Below are 21,042 nucleotides of genomic sequence, written 5' to 3'. Positions count from 1 at the left end.
TTCCTTTCTGTTTCATGTTACAATTTTGAACGAGGTGAAATTATGAGTAAAAGCATTCAATTATTTGATGGTATGACCGACGAACAAGTACAAACCATCCTTTCAAAACTCCCATCGAGGAAGTACAAGAAAAACCATATGCTTATCTTTGAGGATGACCCAATCGAAAAAATTTACATCATCAAGAGCGGCATGCTGAAGGTATATCGTATGCATGAGGGTAAAGAACTCATACTCGGTTTCGTAAAAAAACACGAAGTACTTGGCGAAATCGAACTTTTTTCAGACGGCAATGCCCTATCTTCTGTTGAAGTGATTGAGGATGGAGAAATTTACTATTTATCCCAAGCAGATTTCACTACCTTGATCTATGAAAATAATGCCCTTCTGAAAAATATCTTCCGTATTTATAACCAACGATTTAAAGCATTGAACAGACAAATACAGAATCTCACATTCCATAGCGTCCACACCCGTGTCTGTCGTACCCTGCTTGACTTTATCGAAAACAGTGAGGCTTCCACTGATTTGATCATCCAGCATACGAACCAAAGTACGATTGCCAGCATTATCGGCGCGACTCGTGAATCCGTCTCAAAGACGTTCAAAGATCTGCAGGATGAAAAAATCATTGCTTTGGAATCAAAAAAAATCCGCATCTTAAACCTTTCTAAGTTGGAAGCTTACGCAAACATCTAAGTATCTGATGTCGTGCCTTCATGTTAACAAAGAAAACGCTTTCTAAAAATGAACCCTTTAACAAAATAAGTGTGAACATCCTCACACTTACTATGAGAGCGATTTCATAACGCTTCATCCTCCTTTGCTCTATCATTGGTACTAACCACTAAAGAGGAGGAAATTATTATGAGTCTTCACATTGATGCAGAAAAAGGGCAAATCGCGGAAATCGTTCTATTACCGGGGGATCCGCTTCGTGCGAAGTATATCGCAGAAACATTTTTGGATGATGCGGTTTGCTATAACACCGTCAGGAATATGCTGGGCTATACGGGCACTTATAAAGGCAAAAAAATATCGGTACAAGGTACGGGAATGGGGATGCCGTCCGCAACCTTGTACATCCATGAATTGATCAACGATTTTGACGCCAAGAACTTAATCCGTATCGGTACATGCGGCGCTATCCAAGAAGATGTACATATCCGCGACGTCATCATTGCGCAAGCTGCGGCAACGGACTCTTCCATGATCTACAAAGATTTCGCGCCAGCCTTTTTCCCACCGATCGGAAATTATGACTTAATCAATAAAGCCTACACGCTCGGGAAAGAACAAGGAATGAACATCCATGTCGGAAATGTCTACTCATCTGACAGCTTTTACAGTGATTCCAATATCACAGACAATATGAGCAAATACGGCGTGCTTGGCGTCGAAATGGAAACAGCTGGGCTTTATTACTTGGCTTCTAAATTCCATGTCAACGCACTCAGCATTCTGACAGTCAGCGATCACCTAATCACCGGCGAATTGACCTCCAGCGAAGAAAGACAAACCACATTCAACGATATGATTATAGTTGCGCTGGAAGCAGCCATCCAAGCGTAACACCCAGAATAAAAAACTTGTTCCACAGAAACAAGCTGATTGCATAGTCGCAATCAGCTTGTTTTCTGTGATTTCGTCTTGTATTGGGGGAGAGCACGCCCTCTACTGCATCAACTTGCCCCCGCTCAGATTCAGGCTTGTGCCGGTTATGAATGCGGCCTCTTCGGACGCTAAAAATAGAGCGGCAGCAGCCACGTCCTGCGCAGTCCCTAACCTTGCTAAAGGAATATTCCCCAGTGATTTTTGACGGTATTCATCTGACCATTGATCCGTCATCTTAGACTCTATCGGACCGCATTGGATGGCATTCACGCGAATGCCGTCACCCGCAAATTCCATTGCGAAATGCCTGGTCAAATAGGTCACGGCAGCCTTGGAAGCCCCATAACTGGGAGCAGCGTTCGAATGCGGCGTGACGCCATTAGCGGAGGTGATGTTGATGATGTTGCCTGTTTTTCTTTCCTTCATTCCAGCCAATACAAGCTTCGACAAGTAAAAAACGCCGTTGAGGTTCACATCAATGACGCTTCGCCAATCATCATTGCTTGTATCCAGTGTGCTCTCCCTCTTCATTATCCCAGCATTATTTATCAAAACATCGATTCTTCCGTAGGTGTCCACTACTTTTCCGACTATTTCCTGACAAGCTTGTTCCTCCGAAATGTCCCCTTGGAAACAGTGGCATTCTCCGCCTAAATTCCTGATCTCTTTTTGAGTCTCTTCCAACGCAGCAAGATTTCTGCCGATTATTGCCAGCGAAGCCCCTTCCTTTGCCAATGTCAGCGCAATTCCCTTACCGATGCCCTGGCCGCCACCAGTGATCAGAACGATTTTATCTTTGAATGAATCGCTATTCATCTTCTCACACTCCTCACACACTCATTAAGTTCGCTCATGCACCAAAGTCAACGAGCCATCCGCGTTCCTTGAAAACTGCTTCATGAACTCCCATGCCAGTTCAATCTGCCTGAGATCAACAGCATGCGGCATCCTTTTCGCATAGATCAATTCATAGAGCGGCTTGCTCGGAAAATCTTCGCTGTGCCATTTGTGATGCAAAAAACGTTGATCCAGATTCAGATCATCATACACATTTTCATCCGCAATCAAACCTGATTCATACGGACTCTCAGTCTCACGGTCTTGGTCGGCAATGCCGTTATATTCCTTCCAGTAATCGAACGTTTTTCGCCATGGCCCGTCCGGATCCGTCAAGGACCATTCCAAATCCAACAGACCGATATTTTGGATGACCGGCATCCGGTAATCAAATGCCTGCTTTTTGGAATCCGCCAGTCTTTTCACTGCGGACTCCTTACCTTCCGGCTCCAACGTAAGATTGCGGACATTCGATTTGGGATTCAATTTCATGATGAGCGGTACCATCCCGGATAGCGTTGATAAATAGCCCAGATGCGGCGCATTGCAGGGTGCCGCTGCCGCAAATTTTTCCGGGTACGCGGCTGCCAAGGCATTCGTCATCATGCTCCCCATCGAGAAGCCGGAAAGATAGATTCGTGTGGGATCGATGGCATATTTCTTTTCCATATACGTAATCAAAGCAAAAATGAAATCAAAGTCGCTTGGCAAACGGTCATCGTCCCAAACATTCCATCTTTTTTCTATCGAAGGCTCGGGATAAACCACTATGAAATTATCCCTGTCGGCTATATCATGCCACCCACTTTGCTCGGCACCATACAGCGGCACACAGCCGATGCCATGGAAATAGATGACCAACGGGACTTTTTCTTGGCTATCCCTCAGTTGCGGGGGAACATATTCATACCACGTGTGCGTTGAGCCATCCGTCAAATCAGGAAAGGATTCATTGACATGCGGTTCAAAACCGCGCTCCGAGAAGTTTGTCCGTCTCTGATATGTGCCAAAAATATCATTTCGCCAACGTCTGGTTTCGGAAAAAAGATATTCCCAAGCGAACCAAACTTCCTCCTGATCCAGCTTATTTCTGGAAACGACATTTCTGATGCATTCGTTGTTGCTGTTTGAATAAGCGAGCCGTCCACCCTCTATGCTATTCATCCCGCAGATGCCGTTGCTTTTCCGCAAGTATTCTTCCGCCAATTTGTTTTCGCTATTGATGTAAGCCACTTGCGGAGCGTACAGTGCACCGGAAGGAATCCGATAATCGGATGGAAAATCCGAGATCATGATTCCGGCAGCATCTACAGGCGAAAGGGATGCCAAGGTAAATATCATGGCAGAAGCGGATTCCGATGTTGCGAGATAGAAAATCATCCCATTGAACCCGGCTACGCCTGCTTTACCTAAAGCCAGACTCACAAAGCAGCGCTTCAGGAACTCCATATCATTTTCAAGATCTTGCTTCTCTGCGTAGTTCCACCCCAGCTCAGTTGGATTCGGGAACAACAAAATCAAATGTTTCTCCTCAGCCAATTTATCGAGACCGAAAGAGACCATCAACCTTGCTGCGGATTCCTCATCCGCCTCATCCCTCAATATCATCAGCACCTGCGTCTGCTTAGGATCGAAGCAGCCTGATGCGGGGGCATACACATACATCGTCCGATTTTCCCCGACAGCAACCTCTATATTGTTTTCAGGGGTATTCTGAGCTGCGACATTTCCTTCCACCTTTTCCAGGAACAATTTCCCGGCCAACGGTGAGATTAGCGTAACTTCATTCATCGTATCTATCATCGGATTCACCCTTCCAAATTTTATTTAATGCCTAAAATCTCAGATACTTTTTTGCTCCCCTTAGGCCGATAAAATTGTTTCAAAAATCCCCACGTAAAGCGTGCCTCTTCTGCGATTGCACCGTGTGGCATGTTCTTCATCACTGTGACACAGACACGAGCGCTCTGATCTTCCCGGAAATATACTTCTGTTTGAAACCGATCGCCCTCTTTATATCCTTTACCCAGTGTAAAGTAATTTTCCTCTGTGTATGCTCGGGATAAGCCTTCTTCACAGTGGTTCACTCGCAGCATGAATTCAAGTGCTGAATTTTCCTGCGAATTTGCAGCAGGATCATTATCCCCATAGAAAAAAGCACAAGGCATTTCCCATCCGGACTTTTCAAACTCTTTCATCATCTGAGATACTTCTGGCGCCATTTCTTTTGGCGGTTTGGAATCATTCTTTAGCTGCATACTGCGTGAATCAAACCACGGACCATTGCTTGGCGAGATGCCGGCAAATAGATGAGGTCGGCAATATGCCATTTCACGAGCCATTATTGCTCCGTTAGAGAAACCTGTCAAATATACACGAGTTTCATCGATTCGATAGTCCTCAATCATCTGTGCAATTACTTTCTCGAACAATTCATTATCTCGAAGCATAAACCAAATATTGCCCGGCGAATCAAGAGACACTAGTACAAATTCCTGGGTCTCATCCGCTAATAGGTCCCATCCGTTTTTTGTTGTGAACATCCAAGCCGGTTCCCCTCTTCCATGAAGCGTAAACACCAGTGGAAGCCCCGTAACCTGATTGGCAGTCTTCTTCTCTGGCAGATGAATAAAATAATCATAACTGAGCTCCCCTACAACTGCTTTTTTTCGGATAAAACGAGGATCTGCATAAAATTCTTTCTTACTGTCTATCTGAGCAAGAGTCCCATCCGGGCTATTCTTCCAGCGAATGACATGGTTGAAGCATTCTTCAAAAATCATCTTACTCAGCCTAGTGTCCTCCGAGGAATAGTCACCCACGAAAAGACGAACCTGTTCTGCCGGGTTATCGTCGGATCTGCTGTTGCCAAAGTAGTCTACTGCTTTTTGCGCTACTTCTTCGTTTTCTTCAAACAACCAAAGATGTACAGGAATTTCACTGTTCTTTACAGCGTAGTCTTCACTCACAGTTTTTATCATCCAATGACTGGACGGTGCCTCTGCTTTAGAGTAGTCATTGGGTAAACCGTTGACCAATGCCACTCCTGCAAACATATTCGGATGACTGACCAGTACGTTGCCAGCAAACGTTGCACCCTCTTCATAACCTACCAGATATAGGATCGTTTCCCAACACCATAAGGTTCCCGTGCGTCCCCAGATAGATTCTCCACTGCGAGTGTGGAAGCTGTTTTTGGACTCATTATAGATGTCCATCAAGAGAGATACCGCTTCTGCATTCCACCCGTTCAATGCCACAGGAACCACCAGTATTGCTCCCTGTTCTTCTGCAATTGCTTGCCAACCAGACTTCAATGCAAACTGTTCAGCAGATTCTATTGAAGTGGATGCTTCGGTTGGTGCGCAAAGATATATGGTTTTACATGGATCACAGCCTGCCTTACTGGAAATATAATAATAAAGTGCTTTTGTGGAAATAATATCAACCATCAGATTCACCCTTCCCAGTCGTATTGAAAGTAACGTATAAAAGGCTGTCTCGAATGAGACAGCCCCTTTAACAAAATGCTCCTACTGTAAGATTATCCGTTCACAGGGAACATAACCATAGCAGCTACACACAGCGCAAGAATGCGGATCAGGTACATTGGCACTGAGAACTTCCAGAACTCCGGAAGTTTGTATTTACCCATACCCAAGATCATAGCAGGCATGCCATCGACTGGCATGTAGCCGCCGTTCCATCCGGATACGACAACTGCAGCTGCAGCCGCGACAGGATTAAGTCCCAAGCTCATGCTGGTTGCAATCGCGATTGGCGCAAAGATGTAGACAGAACCCATATTTGATCCCGTAAAAGTAGCACTTGTACTTGTCAGAAGCGCGAAGATAAGGATAAGAATGAATGGATTGATATTGTTGCCCAATGTGTTCGCCACAACATCCCCAATCATAACGGTGAATCCAGAGTTGGCCAAAGCGTCAGCCACACCGATTACACCAGCCATCATAATGATTACAGGTGCACCCATATTGTCACGGACTTCCTTGAAGTCAAGCACGTCGATGATCAGCAAGACTGCTCCTGCAATACCAGGAATGACAAAGGCTGCATTTCCCAAAACGCTCATCATCATCATACCGATAACACTGATGATGAAGGCAGCGATGGTGATGGTTTCTTTCCATGCAGGCATCACTGGTGCTGCATTTTGTTGCTGCGCCGCCGCACTTTCTTCAGAAGCTTGCATGATTGGATGATCCGGCAGCAGACGATAAGCAACCAGACTCCATGCCAAGAACCCAAGAGCCAAGATGAAATTCACGATAGCAAATCTTGGCATGGAAAGTCCACCGCTATAACCTGCGGTCTCAAGCACGCTAACAGTTACTCCATAGAAGAGCGCTACATTGAAAGGAATCAAAGGATGGTTGGTCGCAAATCCCAATGGCATCATCAGCTTAGAAGTAGGCATTTTTTTATTGTAAGGGATAGTGGATACTAAGGATAGAATAAGTACATAATAACCAGTGGCACCGGCGCCCGCAAGGCTGGCACCCAGCATAACAACGATGAGCAAAAGGGCATAACTCTTATATCCGCCCTTGTTTACAAGAGCGACCATAGCGGACTGAACCTTACTGATCAAGCTGGTTTTCATCAGCGCGGCCATCACGACCATAAACCCAGCTACCATGACGACACTTGGGTTGATGAAACCTGCGAAAGCTTCCTGGACAGTGGACAGACCAGTGACTACCAAAAGAAGACAGGCCATAAGGGGCGGTGCTCCGAAAGCAAATTTGTCGGACATGATCATTACGATCATAAGAATCAGGATACCAAGGGCGAGAATCATTTGTAGTGTCATTTTTACATCTCCTCTTTCTTTCATGACTAAGTTGATTGGATATTTTGTTGACTTGGCTTTGTCTCGACGCGGTCAGCTGCTGACCGCGTCGGACCGGGCCTTATTATTTTTCTACGCCTTCTCCGGAAGTCGGATTGTACAATCCTTCCGTCTCTCTCTTTTCTCCAAACAGATCTTCAACTGTAAAACGAACATATTTTACGCAAAGTCTGTTTTTGTATGCATACACCAGGTGCAGAACGCCTTTGCTGTCTTGGTAAAGTGTAGGATATTCGTATTGGGCATTGTTCGTCTTGTTTTCGATTCCGATAAATCCTTCTGCACACTCGAACACTCTTCCAATCGGCCATGTTTTGCCGAAGTCTTCCGAAACGGAAACGGCTACCGGGTTACGCAGGCCCGGCCAAGCTACTTTTCCGAATTCGGCATTGTTGGCTGCGTTCACATTATAAGCTAAAGCGATTTCACCGGATTGCAGTTTAATGGCGCTGATGCTTGCATTGTTGTTGGGCAATACATTCGCTTCCGGAACAGTCCAAGTATCCCCGAAATCATGGGATTCACTCGTATACACATGGTCAGCGAAACGGCTGCGCATGAAGGCTACTAGATGCCCTTCTTCGACTTCAACCACATTGGCATGCACGCGACCGTTGCTGTCCGGCATGCGCACCGCTTTCCAAGTTTGGCCTTGATCATCAGACACTTGAAATTCGGTCGGGTCATTGGTCAACCCTTCTGGCGAGTCTTCGCATAGCCAAGTGGCGAAAATCCAACGCCCATTGCTTAATATTTGAATAGCTTGTCTTGAGAAAGTTCCCTCGCTTGTAAACAGCACTTCCGGATCTCCCCAAGATTGGCCTTCATCACTTGATTTTTGAACCATAATGATGGAAGTGAATTGCATATTGTCTTTGCCTTCTTGACGGCTTACTTGAGAAGTGTAGATCAACCAAATTTGGCCATCCGGTGCTCTGAAGAAAGCAGGGTTTTGTTCACTGCGATCAACACCTCTGGACACAATTTCAGGCACTGACCAGACTTGCGTTTCCGGGTCCAATTTTGAAACAGTGATAGAGATGTCGCCACTGCCTTCAAAACTTCCGGCAAACCAAGCACATAACAGACCGCCATCTTCGGTTTCGATCAAAGCTGGAGCATGCGCTGTATTTTTTCCTCCTGTTGGAATCAAAGCATAGTCCACATTCAAAAATTCATCATGATACACCACACCATTTGGTTCAGATTGTCTAACACTCGGTAATTTTACTGCCACTATAATTCCTCCTATAATTGAATTCTTCTGGTTTATATTCTGAATCTAATTTTGCTAACGGTTACATTCGTTCGAGTCACAAGCGGCATGGTTACAAGGCCCATGCCGGCTTGTTTATGACTTATTTCACGAAATATTCAGAGTAATATTGCTCCAACGTCGCTTGGATCGCATCTTTCGCTTCCGGTGAAATATAATTGAATGGCGCCCGATTATTACCTACAGGCATACCAAGCATATTGGTTGCATTTTTAATGATTGTATTCGGGTTGCCGTATTTAAAGCAATTTCTGATCGGGCGGATGGAATCCTGGAACACTTTGGCTCCTTGGAAATCGCCTTCCAAGAACTTGGAATAGATTGAAACCATGATTTCCGGTAGCAGGTTGGCTACAGCTGTGATGCCGCCCGCTCCCCCGGCTTGAAGCGTCCACAGGATCAACGAATCATTGCCCGATAGGACAGCGAATTCTTTTGGATCTGTCAACTCGATATACTGCAGGATATTGTCAAAGTTCCCGCTTGAATCCTTCACGCCAACGATGTTATCCAGTTGCGCAAGTCTCTGAACGGTTTCCGGAGCAATCGCATTCCCGGCACGAGCAGGAATGTTGTACATCACGATCGGCAAGTTCACGCTCTTGGCGATTGCTTCATAGTGGTTGTAGATTTCCTGTTGTGAAGCAGCGGCGAAAAATGGCGCTACAATCGACAATACATCCGCACCCGCAGCTTCAGCGATTTTCGACAATTCTATTGTTTCTCTTGTTGTGGCAGCTCCGGTCCCTGCATAGACAGGAACTCTTCCTTTCACCTCATCAACAAAAGCTTCGATTACGAATTTTTTCTCTTCCTTGTTGAGGGCGTAAGCCTCACCGTTTGTTCCTAGGCAAAACACGCCATCCACACCGGCAGCCAACGAACGGTTCACATGGTTGCGGAGTTCTTTTTCGTTGATGTCCTCGTTTGCATCCATCGGTGTTACGTTTGCGGAAATGATTCCCTTAATATCTACCACTATTTTTTCCTCCCGGTCCTATTTATTTTCAGATAACATACAAGCATAATCGATTGCATTCACCAAGCTTGCTGCACTTGATATTCCTTTTCCCGCATTATCAAACGCTGTTCCGTGATCGACTGAGGCGCGGATGATCGGCAGACCTAGCGTCACATTAACTCCGCTAACATCATCCCATTGGCCTTTTTCGCGATTATAGACAAAGCCGACAACCTTCAAAGGAATATGTCCTTGGTCATGATACATAGCAACAACGATGTCGTACCAACCGCCGCGAGCCTTCGAGAAAATCGTATCCGCTGGAATCGGGCCTTCTGCATTTATCCCAGCAGCCTTAGCCGCTTCCACAGCCGGTAGGATTTCCTCGATGTCTTCTGTTCCGAAAAGGCCGCCTTCACCGCAATGAGGGTTCAAACCCGCCACCCCGATTTTAGGCTCCGCAATCCCCAAGCCTTTACAAGCGGTATTCGCTAATTTGATGACTTCCAGCACACGCTCTTTTTTGACGAGATCGCAGGCCTGGCGCAATGAAACATGGGTGGACACATGAACGACTCTTAAATCTTCATGCGCTAGCATCATGGAATATTTCGGTGTATTCGTATAATGGGAATAGACTTCCGTATGCCCTGCGAAGTGATGGCCCGCCAAGTTCATTGCTTCTTTATTGATCGGATTTGTCACTGTTGCATCTATTTCATTTTTCATGGCCAGATCAATGACCTTAACAATGCTTCTGAAAGCAATGTCCCCGGATTGCGCTGATACCTTTCCGATCGGGTAATCGAATTCCTCAGTAGCGATATCGATCACTTCGATTTTGTTCGGTTCGAACTTCGCTTCAGAAACCTCTTTGATCGGTATGATTTCAATATCTGTCACTCCAATGAAGCCAGCTGCCTTTTCAAAAACTTTCGGGTCACCTACGAATAATGGTCTGCAGCGTTCATACAGCGATCCATCAAGCAACGCTTTTACGCCAATTTCAGGCCCGATTCCTGAAGGATCTCCCATCGTGATTCCTATAATCGGTAACGTTTTACTCATTCTTTTCGCCCCCAGTTTGATCATTCAGTACAGACAGATAGATTTCCGTGATCTCTTCTTTTGTCAATGCGCGCTTGTTGTTGTCCAACAGTCTGCGCACACCGCTTCCGGCTTCGACAAGGAAATCCAAGTCTTTCAGTTCTACGCCAAACCCTGCCAAATCGGTAGGAATGTCCAATTTTTGGACGATATCTGCGATGTCCTCAATCATAACTTCAGCTTTTTCGTTTATGGACAACGTCGCCTTTTCAGGGTAAACCGTATCACATAAAGCAGCCAGTTCATTGGTTATATCCGGTTTATTGACCCGCATCACCTTTTCAAACAAAATCGCATTCGCTACGCCATGCGGGATATGGAACTCCCCGCCCAAAGGATAGGACAACGCATGCACCGCGGTAGTGCCGGAAGAAGTGATGGCAACCCCGCCATAGAAAGATCCGATCAACAGTTGCGAGCGTGCTTCCAGATTCGCCGGATTGGCATAAGCTTCACGGATATTGTGGAAGATCAGCTTTGCCCCTTCAGCGGCAAACATATCACTGAATGCATTCGCTTTGTTGGATGTATAGCACTCCACGCAATGGCATAACGCATCAACCGCTGCGGCTGCCAAATGTTTTTGCGGCAGATTTTTAACGAAGACCGCATCCAAGATTGCTGCATCCGGAATCAAGGCATCATTGACGATTCCGATTTTGATTCCTTTTTCAGGAACCCCGACGATTGCGTTGCAGGTTGCTTCAGATCCCGTCCCGCATGTTGTTGGGATCAATAATGATTTCACTTGTTTCTTGGCGATTCCCGGCGTTTCCAACAGATTTCCGATTGAATAAGTCGCTCCTTTAAGGACGCTAACCAATTTTGCGACATCCAAAACGCTTCCTCCGCCTACTGCGACGATATAATCGGCTGGCGTATCCCCAATCTCGCTGACAAGCTGTGTCACGTCATTATGGGTAGGCTCTGCTTGGACATGATAGAATATTTCCGTGTTCACTCCCGCTTCACGCAGCAACTCCAGAACAGGCTGGATGATGCCCGCTCCCTCGATTCCTTTGTCAGTGATAAGCAGGACATTTTTCACTGCTTCGCTTTCGATGATGTCCTTCATTTTCAGATAGGAATCATTTCCGGAGAATACCTTTCCTGGTACTTTTAATTGATTGATTGCCATTTTATTACCTCTTTCGATGTATTTAGGAAGAAATTCCTTATATCAATGAGTGCTTGTTCTTCTCCAAAGCCACCCGACTTCGTGGCAATGACCGCTCCATCCAGGTCGCCTCCGACGATTTCCCCGTATGGGATACCCGGCAGGATTTCTTCCCTAAGGATGATACCGCTGGCTCCGAAAGTTTTGCATATTTCGAGGGCTGTGTCCCCTCCTGTCGCAATGATTTTGGAAATGGGTTTGTTGGCATTGATCTGAACAGCTATATCACCGATTGCTTTCATTATTTTCTTGGCTGCTGTTTCCATTTCCGCAGTGACTTTCAAGTCAAAAGCTGATTCTTCAAAAAGACTGTCCAAGACAAGCAGGCATTCCTCTTTCAAATCTTCTTTAAAAAGTTCTTCCAGAGCTTTGTCGACTTCCTTTGCTGCATCCCCCTGCTTGATTTCTTCAGCATTGAGGATCGCTATGCTGAGGTCTGAGCTCTCTTTCATCAGATAGCTCACTTGCTTTGCTGTCACCTGACTCCTTGACCCGATGGCATACAGCAAAATACCTTCTCTTACGTTCGGCGATTGAATAGGTTGAGACTGATCGGACTGATTTTTAATGTAGCTTGCGATTCCGGCGCTTCCGCACAACAGAACATCGTTGCTTGTTTCTTCAAAAACCGAATGGACCGTTTCCAGATCAGAGCTGTTTTCACCGTCAAACAAAATAATTTGACAACCTTTACATTTTAAGTCTTCCACAAAGGCAAGTAAATGCTCTTTTCCTTCACGGATCACCTCGATAGCGACATGCCCGATTTTTTTAATCGATTCATTGTTGAACAACTCTGTCACTTCAATCGTTTTTCCCAGATTCAAAATTTCCCCATGCTTCATGCTGCGGTTGCCTTCAGGGAACGCTGGTACTACATAAGCAAAATTATAAGCACCGGCATCCATAAGTGCTTCAATTTCCTGAACAGGATTCCCACGAAATAGGGAGTCTATTTTTTTGTAGTATTCTGCATCAGGGAATGCTGCTCTTTGTTCCTTAACCAACCGGTAGACCGCAGCAAACGCATCTGTCGGCGTTACCGCTCTGGTATCAGTGTTGATGGCGACCGCGCCATAATCGGATATTTGGTTTTGATCCAAATTATTGGCTGTTATCGCAACATAGGTCGCAAATCCGTTTTTCTTGAACTGGATTGCGCTATCATTGGCGCCCGTCAAATCATCAGCAATAATAAAAATCATGCCCCGCCCTCCTTTATCTGTATTCGTTTCTTTCTCTCACACTTATATATTAGCAAGTAGCGTGCCAACTTTTTCATTCAACACAAAAAGTGATGAAATCAAGCTTTCCGCTTTTTTTCATCACTTCTCGATGTTAAATTTGTATCATTATGCAACATTCATGTTCTTCTTTTGCATCATTTCTTGTTCTCGTTCAATTTTCGGTACAAAGTGGATCGGTTGATCCCTAAAATTTCACTCAATTCGTTTGTGGTCGATACCTTATTTTGCAGATACGCGATATATTCTTCTTCCAATGCTTTCAGGGTCGGCAAATCCGCAAATAATCCCTCAACCGATTTTATTTCGGTCTTTTTGAGCTGCACGCTATCATTAACGGAGGATTCTTTCTGGATATCGGCTAATGCGATTTTGTCGTCATCCGCCAGAATGACCCCTCTTTCGATCAACCCTTCAAGTTCGCGGACATTGCCCTTGTAATGATAGTCGGTCAGATATTCAACGACTTCTTCGCTGAAACCGAGTCCTTTTTTATCGTATTTTCTGCTGTATTTACTTAGGTAAAAATTCATCAAGATAGGGATATCTTCCTTGCGCTCATCTAAATGCGGGATCTTCAGGCTCAAAATATTCACACGATACAGTAGGTCCTCGCGGAACCTTCCTGCCGCCGCTTCCTTCTCCAGGTTTTTGTTCGAAGCACAAACGATGCGCACATCGATCGGCACAATCGAGGTCCCGCCTACCCGCACAATCTGGCGTTCTTGCAGCACGCGAAGCAGATGCCCTTGGGTTTGAAGCGGCAATTCACTTATTTCATCCAAAAAGATCGTGCCGTTATGGGCCATTTCAAACATGCCCGGCCGACCGCCTTTCCGGCTTCCCGTAAAGGCACCTTCTTCATAACCGAACAATTCGCTCTCTATCAAGCTTTCAGGCAGCGCCGCACAGTTCACAGCCACAAACGGTTGATACCTCCGCGAGCTCTGATTGTGGATCCCTTGGGCGAACAGTTCCTTGCCGACGCCGGTCGCTCCTTCAATCAGGATTGTGCTGTCATATTGACTGTATTTTTTTGCGCGGATGATGCACTCCCGCATGATGCGGCTACTGTGCTTGATGTCCGAAAGTAGATATTTAGCCGCAAAGCCCGTTCCCAGAACCTTTTTCCGGATTTTATTCTCGAATTTTTGCAGCGTGGCCACTTCCTGGAAAATCAGAACGGAACCGCGATTTACGTTCTGCACTTGGATCGGTACATTGCTGACGGCCATATTCCTGCCGTCGATAAGGGCCAGCTCTTCGATGACGGTTTCTTCTTCGCTGTATATCTTCAAGAAATCCTTCAGTTCAGGCACTGATCGGATCGTCTTTCCGATCAGATGATTCTTGTCCAGATTCAGAATCTTTTCAGCCATCAGGTTGCAGGCAATCACAGTTTCTTTCTCATCCGTTGCGATAAAGCCATCATGCACACTGTCCATCAGAGCTGTGTAGCGTTTGTTGAACTCGCTCTCTTTTTTTTGCCCTTCCAGAACGGCTTGGGCATCATCGATAACCATCTTGACGGACTCATCGCTGCTCGCGATGATTTGGCAAGGATAGCCCAGCCTCCTGCAGTGCTCCGTTACGATCGTATCCCCAATAAAAGAATGGATCCCTTTCTTCACGAAATTCTTGATGTAGGGTTCCACTTTCTCGTCGTATTGCAGCTGATGGATATGGATGTGATCGTGGTTCAGGTTGGCCAACATTCTGTAGGCCTGGATCATATTATCATAGCCCATGATCGCGATATCTTCTTCTGATTTCACGATCGTCCCGATGCTGTTCTCGATATCGAAAATCGTCAGCTTCAGTTCCAACACGATCGTATGCAGTTTACTTTTTAATAATTTGTAGGTCCCTCCCCGGGAAATGACGATTGTCGCGCCGTCATTGACCGCTTTTTGCGCCAAAATCAGCCCCTGATCCAGATTGCCTTCAAGAACCTCCATATTGGTGATTTGATACTTTTCGATTACTCTGTTGACGGTATTCGTCAACTCTTGATAAGGACTGATGAATACAATTCCAGCCATCCGCGATGCCTCCAGTCATGAGGGTTTATGCAAAAACCGCATTAAACGAGGTTTCATTCCCCGTTTCAATGCGGTTTTTCTATATTAAAGGTCTACAATTTGATTTTTATAACCAATTTCCGATAGGAGCTAGGTGCGTCAAGATGCACACAAGCCATATGCCCGTCCTCCGGAAACATGATGTAAAACATGCCTTCATTGATGCTCAGGGTATCTCCCTCACCGGAAAAATTCACTTTATCGACGGCTTCATCGTAAGGTACAGTCTCGTTAAGGAAAGCGATATTTTGCCACTTGATGTTTTCTTTGCCGGCAACTACTACCTGCAGATCCAAAAAGTTTTTATGCGCCTCAAATTTGCCTTCAGAAACAGGTTTTGTGGCCCCTTCCTGAACAAGAACAAAATCGCCGTCACTCAATTCATAGCGGCCGACAGGCAAATCCCAGGAATCAACCATAAACTTGATGTAGTTTTCGATCCTTGGCAGCAAAGCTGCGTACACATCCAAATTTTTCACATAATCATAAATCACAGTAAAACCTTCTTTCATAAATGTTGTGTGTGAGAGAAAGAAACATCCATAAGAAAGAAAGCGGATTACATCGTAATAGTAAAGTATAAAACATAAAAAAGCAAGCCGATTTTCGCGGCTTGCCGGTCAGTCAAAAAGAATGTCAAAAACAAAGGGTCAATCGAATCTTTTTCTTTTGGAAGTGGCGGGAATGTTGAGTTCTGTCCGGTACTTAGCCACTGTCCGCCTAGAAATATCAATTTGTTCCTTTACCAATAGATCGACTATTTTCTGATCGGACAGAGGTTTGCGTTTGTCCTCTTCATCAATCAGTTTTTGGATCATCTGTTGGACTGATGTTGTGGAGAGTGCATCTTCGTTTTCCGTTTTTGCTTTCCGCGAGAAAAAGTGTTTCAGTTCATAGATGCCAGAATCCGTTTGAATGTACGTATCGTTGATTGCGCGACTGATGGTGGACTCGTGCAGACCCAGCTCATCCGCGATATCCTTCAATTGCAGCGGAACAAGCGGATGGGCTTCATCAAAGAAAAAAGCGGCCTGTCTGTGCACGACTGCCGTACTGACGCGTAAGATTGTTTCGCTGCGGAGCGCCAAACTTTCCTGCAACACTTCGTATTCCTTCTTTTTGTCTTTAATGTATTGCTCTACTTCTTTATCTTGGAGTTGCCCCACCTCCCCCGCGTATTCTTTGTTGAAGGACAGAATAGGCACGCCATATTTGGTTTCTCTTATCATCAGCTGCGAGTCTTTGATGGTGACGATGATATCCGGCCTGACGGAAATCTGCTCTTCAGCTTGGAAAGCTGCCCCGGGAGAAGGATTCAGATGCTGGATAAAGTCAAAAACCGCTTGGATATTCTCCATCGATACCGCATACCTTTTGGAAATGGCGCCCCATTTTCTGTTGATCAGATCATCGAATGATTCTTCTAATACAAGATAAGCGATGTCGGGCGCATCCTCCCGCCGTTCTGTCTGCAACATCAAGCACTCCTGCAGATTGCGTGCGCCGATGCCCGGCGGATCCAGTTGCTGCAGCAACGTCAGGGCATCCATCAATTGGATGGGGGCAGCCTTTGTTTCGGCAACTGCTTCTTCGAGGCTTTTGATGACATAGCCTTTATCGTTCAACTGGTTGATCCACCAAAAAATCAACGTGCGGAGATACGTATCGCGGTAAGTCAGCATAACTTGCTCCGTAACGTATTCAAAAAGGGATTGTTTGCGGTCGGGTATCCAGCTCAGATCATTGGCTTGGCTTTTGTTTCCCGAAGTTCGCGACTCCCTGACTTCCAGCTGCAGGAAAGGATTTTCCAGAACCTTGTTTTCCAGATAATCACGTAAATCCAATCTGCCCAATTGCAGCAAATGAATCCCCTGCAGCGCCCTTTGGGAAAGCGCTTGCTTTTGTGTCTGCGTCTGGGTCAGATTGTGGCTTTGGCTTAGATTCACAGTGTGTTCCCTCATTTCTGTTTCTGCAATTCTTTTATGAGTAAATTAGAACATCTTTCTGCCCTAACATCAAGCACTAAAAAACCTTTTCATTGATATCAGGAGAAAAGTATCTCTGATACCAACAAAAAGGCGCTCTATCTATTATTCTCCAACCGTCTTAATAATGCTGTACTCATCCACCACCGACAGATCGGATACTTTGTACGTTGTGAAGGTGAGCGAATCGTCGGTCACTTCGACGTTCATGTAGGTCGGCTCCTCAAGCTGCAGCGCGACAGCGGCATAGCGCTCGTAAACCGATGGCTCCCGCATATCGTAATATTTCGAACCGGAGGCTGAATTGCCGGTCAGGTAGACGGTGCCGTTCGGATCGACGGCCGCGCCCTCCTCGTTGTAGGTGGTTTCACCGACTACCGCATTGCCTTTCATCTGGTGGGTCCGCACATACACGTGGTCGTGCCCCATCAGTACGGCATCGATATTCAATTCATCGAATGCAGGCACCAGACCGGCGCGCACGGCCAGGACATCTTCGTCGAGCGCATGGTCCGCGCTGCTGTAGATCGATTTGTGCATGAGCACGATCCGATGGACAGCATCTGGATTTGCCGCAATCGCCAGTTTCATCGCTTTACGGTGCTCCTCGACATCGCCGCTTTGGGAATTCAGCGCTATGAACAAAGTGTTTTCATAGGAAAAGTAAAAATCGCTGCCTTCGGAGTCACCTCCCCAACATGTTTCATTCGGCACATTGAAATACTCCGCAAACGAGGCAGCATCATGGTTCCCGACAATCGGAATGATGGGAAAGGCGGTCAGCTCTTCCGGGAAGAACCAGCCATCATATTGTTTCAGATTGTAGGCTGTGTTCACCTGATCACCCGCTGATACAAGAAAGTCTGTGTCGGGAAACATTTCCGTCGCGGTCGTCACCGTCCGGTCCCATCTATCCGCATCGATCCGGGTGCCATCGCCCGCTCCAATCTGCGGATCGCCGAAGAACAGGAAGTTGAAGTCATCGTCCTCGGTCGCCTGCGTCCGGAATGTATAGGATTCCGACCAGGCACGGTGGCCATCACCGAAGCGGTAGGAATAAAGCTGTTTCTCCTCCAGTCCGGTGATGGTGGCTTTGTGGCTTGAAAAACCGCGTAAAATACCTTCGACAGCCGCCTCAAACGTTTCGCTCGACAGGACATTGCCTTCTTCATCCAATTGGCTCAGCTCCACTACGGCTTTTTTGTTCATGCCCCGGGTATGCCAACTGAAAGTCCGCTCCGTTTCATCCGCTCCGGGGGCAAAGGCTATATGGAATACATCCAATGTATGAGGAGCATCTTTTGTTGCCACCGATTCTTCGATCGCGGAATCCCTGTATGGTTCCTTCGCACAGCCTGCCATAGCCGTCACTATTATTAGTGTTGCAAAAAGGACTTTCATCCTGTGGTTTCTATTGAACATCGTCCATCCCTCCAAAATGTCATAGGGAAACTTGCAAGAAAACTGATTTACTCACATTATATAACACCTGCCATAAATCGAAAGAAAGAGAGGCCGCTTATCTCGTAAGCACCTCTCGGATAGTCCTTATTGAATACAAAATTAGCTTCCTCTCACAACAAGTGCGGCAAGAACATTTTTGCCAAGCTCAAAAAGAGAAAGAACCCGAATACATCAGTAGCCGTAGTGAGGAAAATGGATGAAGAAATTGCGGGATCCAAATCCCATTTTTTTAAGACTAAGGGAATCAAGAATCCAAAGAAACCCGCGATGATGAGATTTCCGATCATGGCTATGAAAATGATGAGTCCCAAAAAGAAATTATCGTATCTCAAGTAAAGAATGATGCCAGTTATCAAACCAGTCACCGCCCCGTTGATTAACCCTAAGCCGACCTCGTTGAAAACATATTTCCAATCGTTCTTTATATCCACTTCCCCCAACGCGATGCTCCTTATGACCACGGATAACGTCTGGGAGCCGGCATTCCCGCCCATTCCGGTAACAATCGGCATCGCAGCCGCAAGGGCGACTACTTGAATGATGACATCCTCGAACATCCCGACCGTAAAGGAAGCCAGGAAGGCAGTCATCAAATTGATGACCAACCAAGGCAGCCGTCTGACAACAGAAGTGCTGATTTTGTTGCCGACCTTTTCATCCTTGCTTACCCCTGACAGCATCAGCAAATCTTCTGTTTGTTCTTCGACGATGACGTCGATGATGTCATCGATCGTGATGATGCCGAGGATGGCGTTTCGGCGGTTCACGACAGGGATGACTTTCAGATCGTATTTGGAAACGATAAGCGAGACTTCCTCCTGGTCGGTTTCCGGGCGGACAGAGAGTACATTGTCGTTCATGATTTCTTCCAAACTGACATCTTCAGCGGATGCCAAAATATCCCGCAAGTCGGCCGATCCAATCAGTTCATTCGCTTTATCGACGACAAAAATCGTTTCGATAATTTCTGTTTTAGGGCCGATGCGCCGGATTTCCTGCAGCACATTTTTCATGCTGAGTTCGCTTCTCAAGGCGATGTATTTCGTCGTCATGAGCCCCCCAGCCGTGTCAGGTCCATACCCCAACAGCATCTGGATCTCATTCGAGTCGCTTTTTTTCATCATCCCCAAAATTTCTTTGCGTTGTCCGACACCGATCGTTCCCAGGATGTCGGTAATGTCATCTGGCGACATATAGGCGAAGAACTTAACGATTTTTTTCGAGTCCAGCAGACCGATCATGCCTTGCTGGAGTTCTTCTTCCGCCTCCTCTATGATGGCGGCGATTCCCTTCGCATCCAATAAATTAAGCAAGCCGGCCAATTCTTCATCTTCAAATTCAAACAGAGCCGTTGCGACATCCACAGGATAGTGATCACCGATGAGCTCTTTCAATTCCGTAACATTTTGGTTTGCTACTGCGTTCAACAACAATTCGTTCAATTCCATGTCTACACCTCCAAATTGATTCATCTTTTTGAAGGCATAACAGACGGATTCTAGATGACAAGTTTCCGGTTTATATTATCTGCGTTTGGGCTGAGGATACAAACAGACCTGATGGCTGGCTCCACTCGGAACCATTCAGGCAAAAACCGCACCTAGGTGGTTTGTCTGCTATACCCTGACTACTATCTGCGTCCATTTGACCTCACCTCAATCTGTTTGTTCTTTATGCCACACAGGGACATCGAAAAGTTCCCTACTCTCCAAACCTAGTCTACTACTTATCACCGCATATGGCCACCATTCCTGTACTGATTTCAAGGTCAGAATGATATAATAGATGCAAATGAACTCGCTTTCAAAAAGCGACCCAAAAGAGGAGGCACCATTATGAATGAGTCTGAACTGTTAGCGAACGGTTACCGAAAATATACAGGAGAAAAGGTCGATGTCTACTTCAACTTAAGCGTCTGCACGTACTCCGGTAACTGCGTGCGGGGGAACAATGCCATCTTTGACACGAAAAGAAAACCTTGGATCTTGGCTGATGCAGATTCGCCTGAAGAAGTGGCACGTGTCATCCATACCTGCCCATCCGGAGCGCTGAAGTATCGCTTGAAAGGATCGGAAGAAATCCTACCGACCTTCCCATTGGGAGCGATGAAGCCCGAACAAACTGAAGAAAGCCTTGAGGAAAAAAACGATTGCCCACCGGAAGAAACTAAAAACTAGCCGGCTGTTCAAACCTTTTAGCTGGACTATGGACTAAGATCCGGGCCAAAAACTCGAATAAGTGTCACTTATTCGAGAAACAGAAGAAGAATTTTACCGAAATTGTCGAATGTCACTCAGCATGGTCCCGCCCCCCAAAAGTTAGAGTGAAATCAAACATTTTGGGGGTCATAATTTATGAAGAAATTTAGTGCAGAATTTAAATTGAAAGTTGTAAAAGAGTATTTAGATGGTTCCTTAAGTTAT

The 21,042-nt window shown here is 46.0% G+C and carries 17 protein-coding genes; 3 read left to right on the top strand and 14 right to left on the bottom strand.

The genetic code is table 11. The features are described 5' to 3' along the window. Nucleotides 1–42: 42 nt before the first annotated feature. Nucleotides 43–699, top strand: coding sequence for a Crp/Fnr family transcriptional regulator (locus tag WBM30_RS07455; RefSeq protein ID WP_424900106.1), 657 nt, complete (start codon nucleotides 43–45; stop codon nucleotides 697–699). A 168-nt stretch (nucleotides 700–867) separates the two neighbouring features. Next, on the top strand, nucleotides 868–1,572 hold the full coding sequence (gene deoD / locus WBM30_RS07450) for a purine-nucleoside phosphorylase (protein ID WP_424900105.1): 705 nt from the start codon (nucleotides 868–870) through the stop codon (nucleotides 1,570–1,572). A 102-nt stretch (nucleotides 1,573–1,674) separates the two neighbouring features. Here deoD and WBM30_RS07445 read toward each other — a convergent pair whose 3' ends face one another. From WBM30_RS07445 to mgtE, 14 genes are all read right to left on the bottom strand, one after another. Next, nucleotides 1,675–2,430 (bottom strand): SDR family NAD(P)-dependent oxidoreductase, encoded by a 756-nt coding sequence (locus WBM30_RS07445; RefSeq protein ID WP_424900104.1) that lies wholly within the window; start codon nucleotides 2,428–2,430, stop codon nucleotides 1,675–1,677. Nucleotides 2,431–2,454: 24 nt separating this feature from the next. Continuing rightward, a complete protein-coding gene (locus tag WBM30_RS07440) occupies nucleotides 2,455–4,254 on the bottom strand; it encodes an alpha/beta hydrolase family esterase (RefSeq protein WP_424900103.1) in 1,800 nt (599 codons plus the stop codon). 20 nt (nucleotides 4,255–4,274) lie between these two features. After that, complete coding sequence (locus tag WBM30_RS07435) at nucleotides 4,275–5,903, bottom strand: alpha/beta hydrolase family esterase (RefSeq protein ID WP_424900102.1); 1,629 nt, start codon at nucleotides 5,901–5,903, stop codon at nucleotides 4,275–4,277. 92 nt (nucleotides 5,904–5,995) lie between these two features. Further along, complete coding sequence (locus tag WBM30_RS07430; RefSeq protein WP_086986140.1) at nucleotides 5,996–7,285, bottom strand: SLC13 family permease; 1,290 nt, start codon at nucleotides 7,283–7,285, stop codon at nucleotides 5,996–5,998. A 103-nt stretch (nucleotides 7,286–7,388) separates the two neighbouring features. Further along, on the bottom strand, nucleotides 7,389–8,561 hold the full coding sequence (locus WBM30_RS07425; protein ID WP_424900101.1) for a sialidase family protein: 1,173 nt from the start codon (nucleotides 8,559–8,561) through the stop codon (nucleotides 7,389–7,391). A 121-nt stretch (nucleotides 8,562–8,682) separates the two neighbouring features. After that, nucleotides 8,683–9,579, bottom strand: coding sequence for a 4-hydroxy-tetrahydrodipicolinate synthase (gene dapA / locus WBM30_RS07420; protein WP_086986142.1), 897 nt, complete (start codon nucleotides 9,577–9,579; stop codon nucleotides 8,683–8,685). An 18-nt stretch (nucleotides 9,580–9,597) separates the two neighbouring features. Beyond that, nucleotides 9,598–10,629, bottom strand: coding sequence for a 4-hydroxythreonine-4-phosphate dehydrogenase PdxA (gene pdxA / locus WBM30_RS07415; protein WP_424900100.1), 1,032 nt, complete (start codon nucleotides 10,627–10,629; stop codon nucleotides 9,598–9,600). Further along, nucleotides 10,622–11,806 (bottom strand): iron-containing alcohol dehydrogenase, encoded by a 1,185-nt coding sequence (locus WBM30_RS07410; protein ID WP_424900099.1) that lies wholly within the window; start codon nucleotides 11,804–11,806, stop codon nucleotides 10,622–10,624. The genes pdxA and WBM30_RS07410 overlap by 8 nt, the downstream gene beginning before the upstream one ends. Further along, nucleotides 11,788–13,050 carry a four-carbon acid sugar kinase family protein gene (locus WBM30_RS07405; RefSeq protein WP_424900098.1) on the bottom strand — a complete coding sequence of 421 codons (1,263 nt, stop codon included), beginning with the start codon at nucleotides 13,048–13,050 and terminating at the stop codon, nucleotides 11,788–11,790. The genes WBM30_RS07410 and WBM30_RS07405 overlap by 19 nt, the downstream gene beginning before the upstream one ends. 176 nt (nucleotides 13,051–13,226) lie before the next feature. Beyond that, nucleotides 13,227–15,131, bottom strand: a complete 1,905-nt coding sequence (locus WBM30_RS07400) for a sigma 54-interacting transcriptional regulator (RefSeq protein ID WP_424900097.1) — start codon at nucleotides 15,129–15,131, stop codon at nucleotides 13,227–13,229. A 92-nt stretch (nucleotides 15,132–15,223) separates the two neighbouring features. After that, nucleotides 15,224–15,664, bottom strand: coding sequence for a YhcH/YjgK/YiaL family protein (locus WBM30_RS07395; protein ID WP_176974232.1), 441 nt, complete (start codon nucleotides 15,662–15,664; stop codon nucleotides 15,224–15,226). A gap of 156 nt (nucleotides 15,665–15,820) precedes the next feature. Further along, nucleotides 15,821–17,116, bottom strand: a complete 1,296-nt coding sequence (gene rpoN / locus WBM30_RS07390) for an RNA polymerase factor sigma-54 (RefSeq protein WP_424900096.1) — start codon at nucleotides 17,114–17,116, stop codon at nucleotides 15,821–15,823. Nucleotides 17,117–17,260: 144 nt separating this feature from the next. Then, nucleotides 17,261–18,577: a fibronectin type III domain-containing protein gene (locus WBM30_RS07385; RefSeq protein ID WP_424900095.1), complete on the bottom strand. Its 1,317-nt coding sequence runs from the start codon at nucleotides 18,575–18,577 to the stop codon at nucleotides 17,261–17,263. Nucleotides 18,578–18,729: 152 nt separating this feature from the next. Then, nucleotides 18,730–20,067: a magnesium transporter gene (gene mgtE, locus WBM30_RS07380; protein ID WP_424900094.1), complete on the bottom strand. Its 1,338-nt coding sequence runs from the start codon at nucleotides 20,065–20,067 to the stop codon at nucleotides 18,730–18,732. A 387-nt stretch (nucleotides 20,068–20,454) separates the two neighbouring features. On the opposite strand from mgtE, the gene WBM30_RS07375 reads away from it, so the two are divergent. Further along, nucleotides 20,455–20,796, top strand: coding sequence for a (4Fe-4S)-binding protein (locus tag WBM30_RS07375; RefSeq protein ID WP_424900093.1), 342 nt, complete (start codon nucleotides 20,455–20,457; stop codon nucleotides 20,794–20,796). Nucleotides 20,797–21,042: the final 246 nt, after the last annotated feature.

The organism is Trichococcus sp. (genome assembly GCF_049684335.1).
Taxonomy (GTDB): Bacteria; Bacillota; Bacilli; order Lactobacillales; family Aerococcaceae; genus Trichococcus.
The sequence above is the reverse complement of the archived record's forward strand: the minus strand, read 5'-3'. Positions and strand labels throughout refer to the sequence as shown.

Coding starts and splice junctions, on each gene's coding strand:
- WBM30_RS07435 (WP_424900102.1), bottom strand. CDS start 5,903: ATGGTTGATATTATTTCCACAAAAGCACTTTATTATTATATTTCCAGT.
- WBM30_RS07375 (WP_424900093.1), top strand. CDS start 20,455: ATGAATGAGTCTGAACTGTTAGCGAACGGTTACCGAAAATATACAGGA.
- WBM30_RS07405 (WP_424900098.1), bottom strand. CDS start 13,050: ATGATTTTTATTATTGCTGATGATTTGACGGGCGCCAATGATAGCGCA.
- mgtE (WP_424900094.1), bottom strand. CDS start 20,067: ATGGAATTGAACGAATTGTTGTTGAACGCAGTAGCAAACCAAAATGTT.
- WBM30_RS07385 (WP_424900095.1), bottom strand. CDS start 18,577: ATGTTCAATAGAAACCACAGGATGAAAGTCCTTTTTGCAACACTAATA.
- WBM30_RS07410 (WP_424900099.1), bottom strand. CDS start 11,806: ATGGCAATCAATCAATTAAAAGTACCAGGAAAGGTATTCTCCGGAAAT.
- WBM30_RS07440 (WP_424900103.1), bottom strand. CDS start 4,254: ATGATAGATACGATGAATGAAGTTACGCTAATCTCACCGTTGGCCGGG.
- WBM30_RS07455 (WP_424900106.1), top strand. CDS start 43: ATGAGTAAAAGCATTCAATTATTTGATGGTATGACCGACGAACAAGTA.
- pdxA (WP_424900100.1), bottom strand. CDS start 10,629: ATGAGTAAAACGTTACCGATTATAGGAATCACGATGGGAGATCCTTCA.
- WBM30_RS07445 (WP_424900104.1), bottom strand. CDS start 2,430: ATGAATAGCGATTCATTCAAAGATAAAATCGTTCTGATCACTGGTGGC.
- WBM30_RS07430 (WP_086986140.1), bottom strand. CDS start 7,285: ATGACACTACAAATGATTCTCGCCCTTGGTATCCTGATTCTTATGATC.
- WBM30_RS07400 (WP_424900097.1), bottom strand. CDS start 15,131: ATGGCTGGAATTGTATTCATCAGTCCTTATCAAGAGTTGACGAATACC.
- deoD (WP_424900105.1), top strand. CDS start 868: ATGAGTCTTCACATTGATGCAGAAAAAGGGCAAATCGCGGAAATCGTT.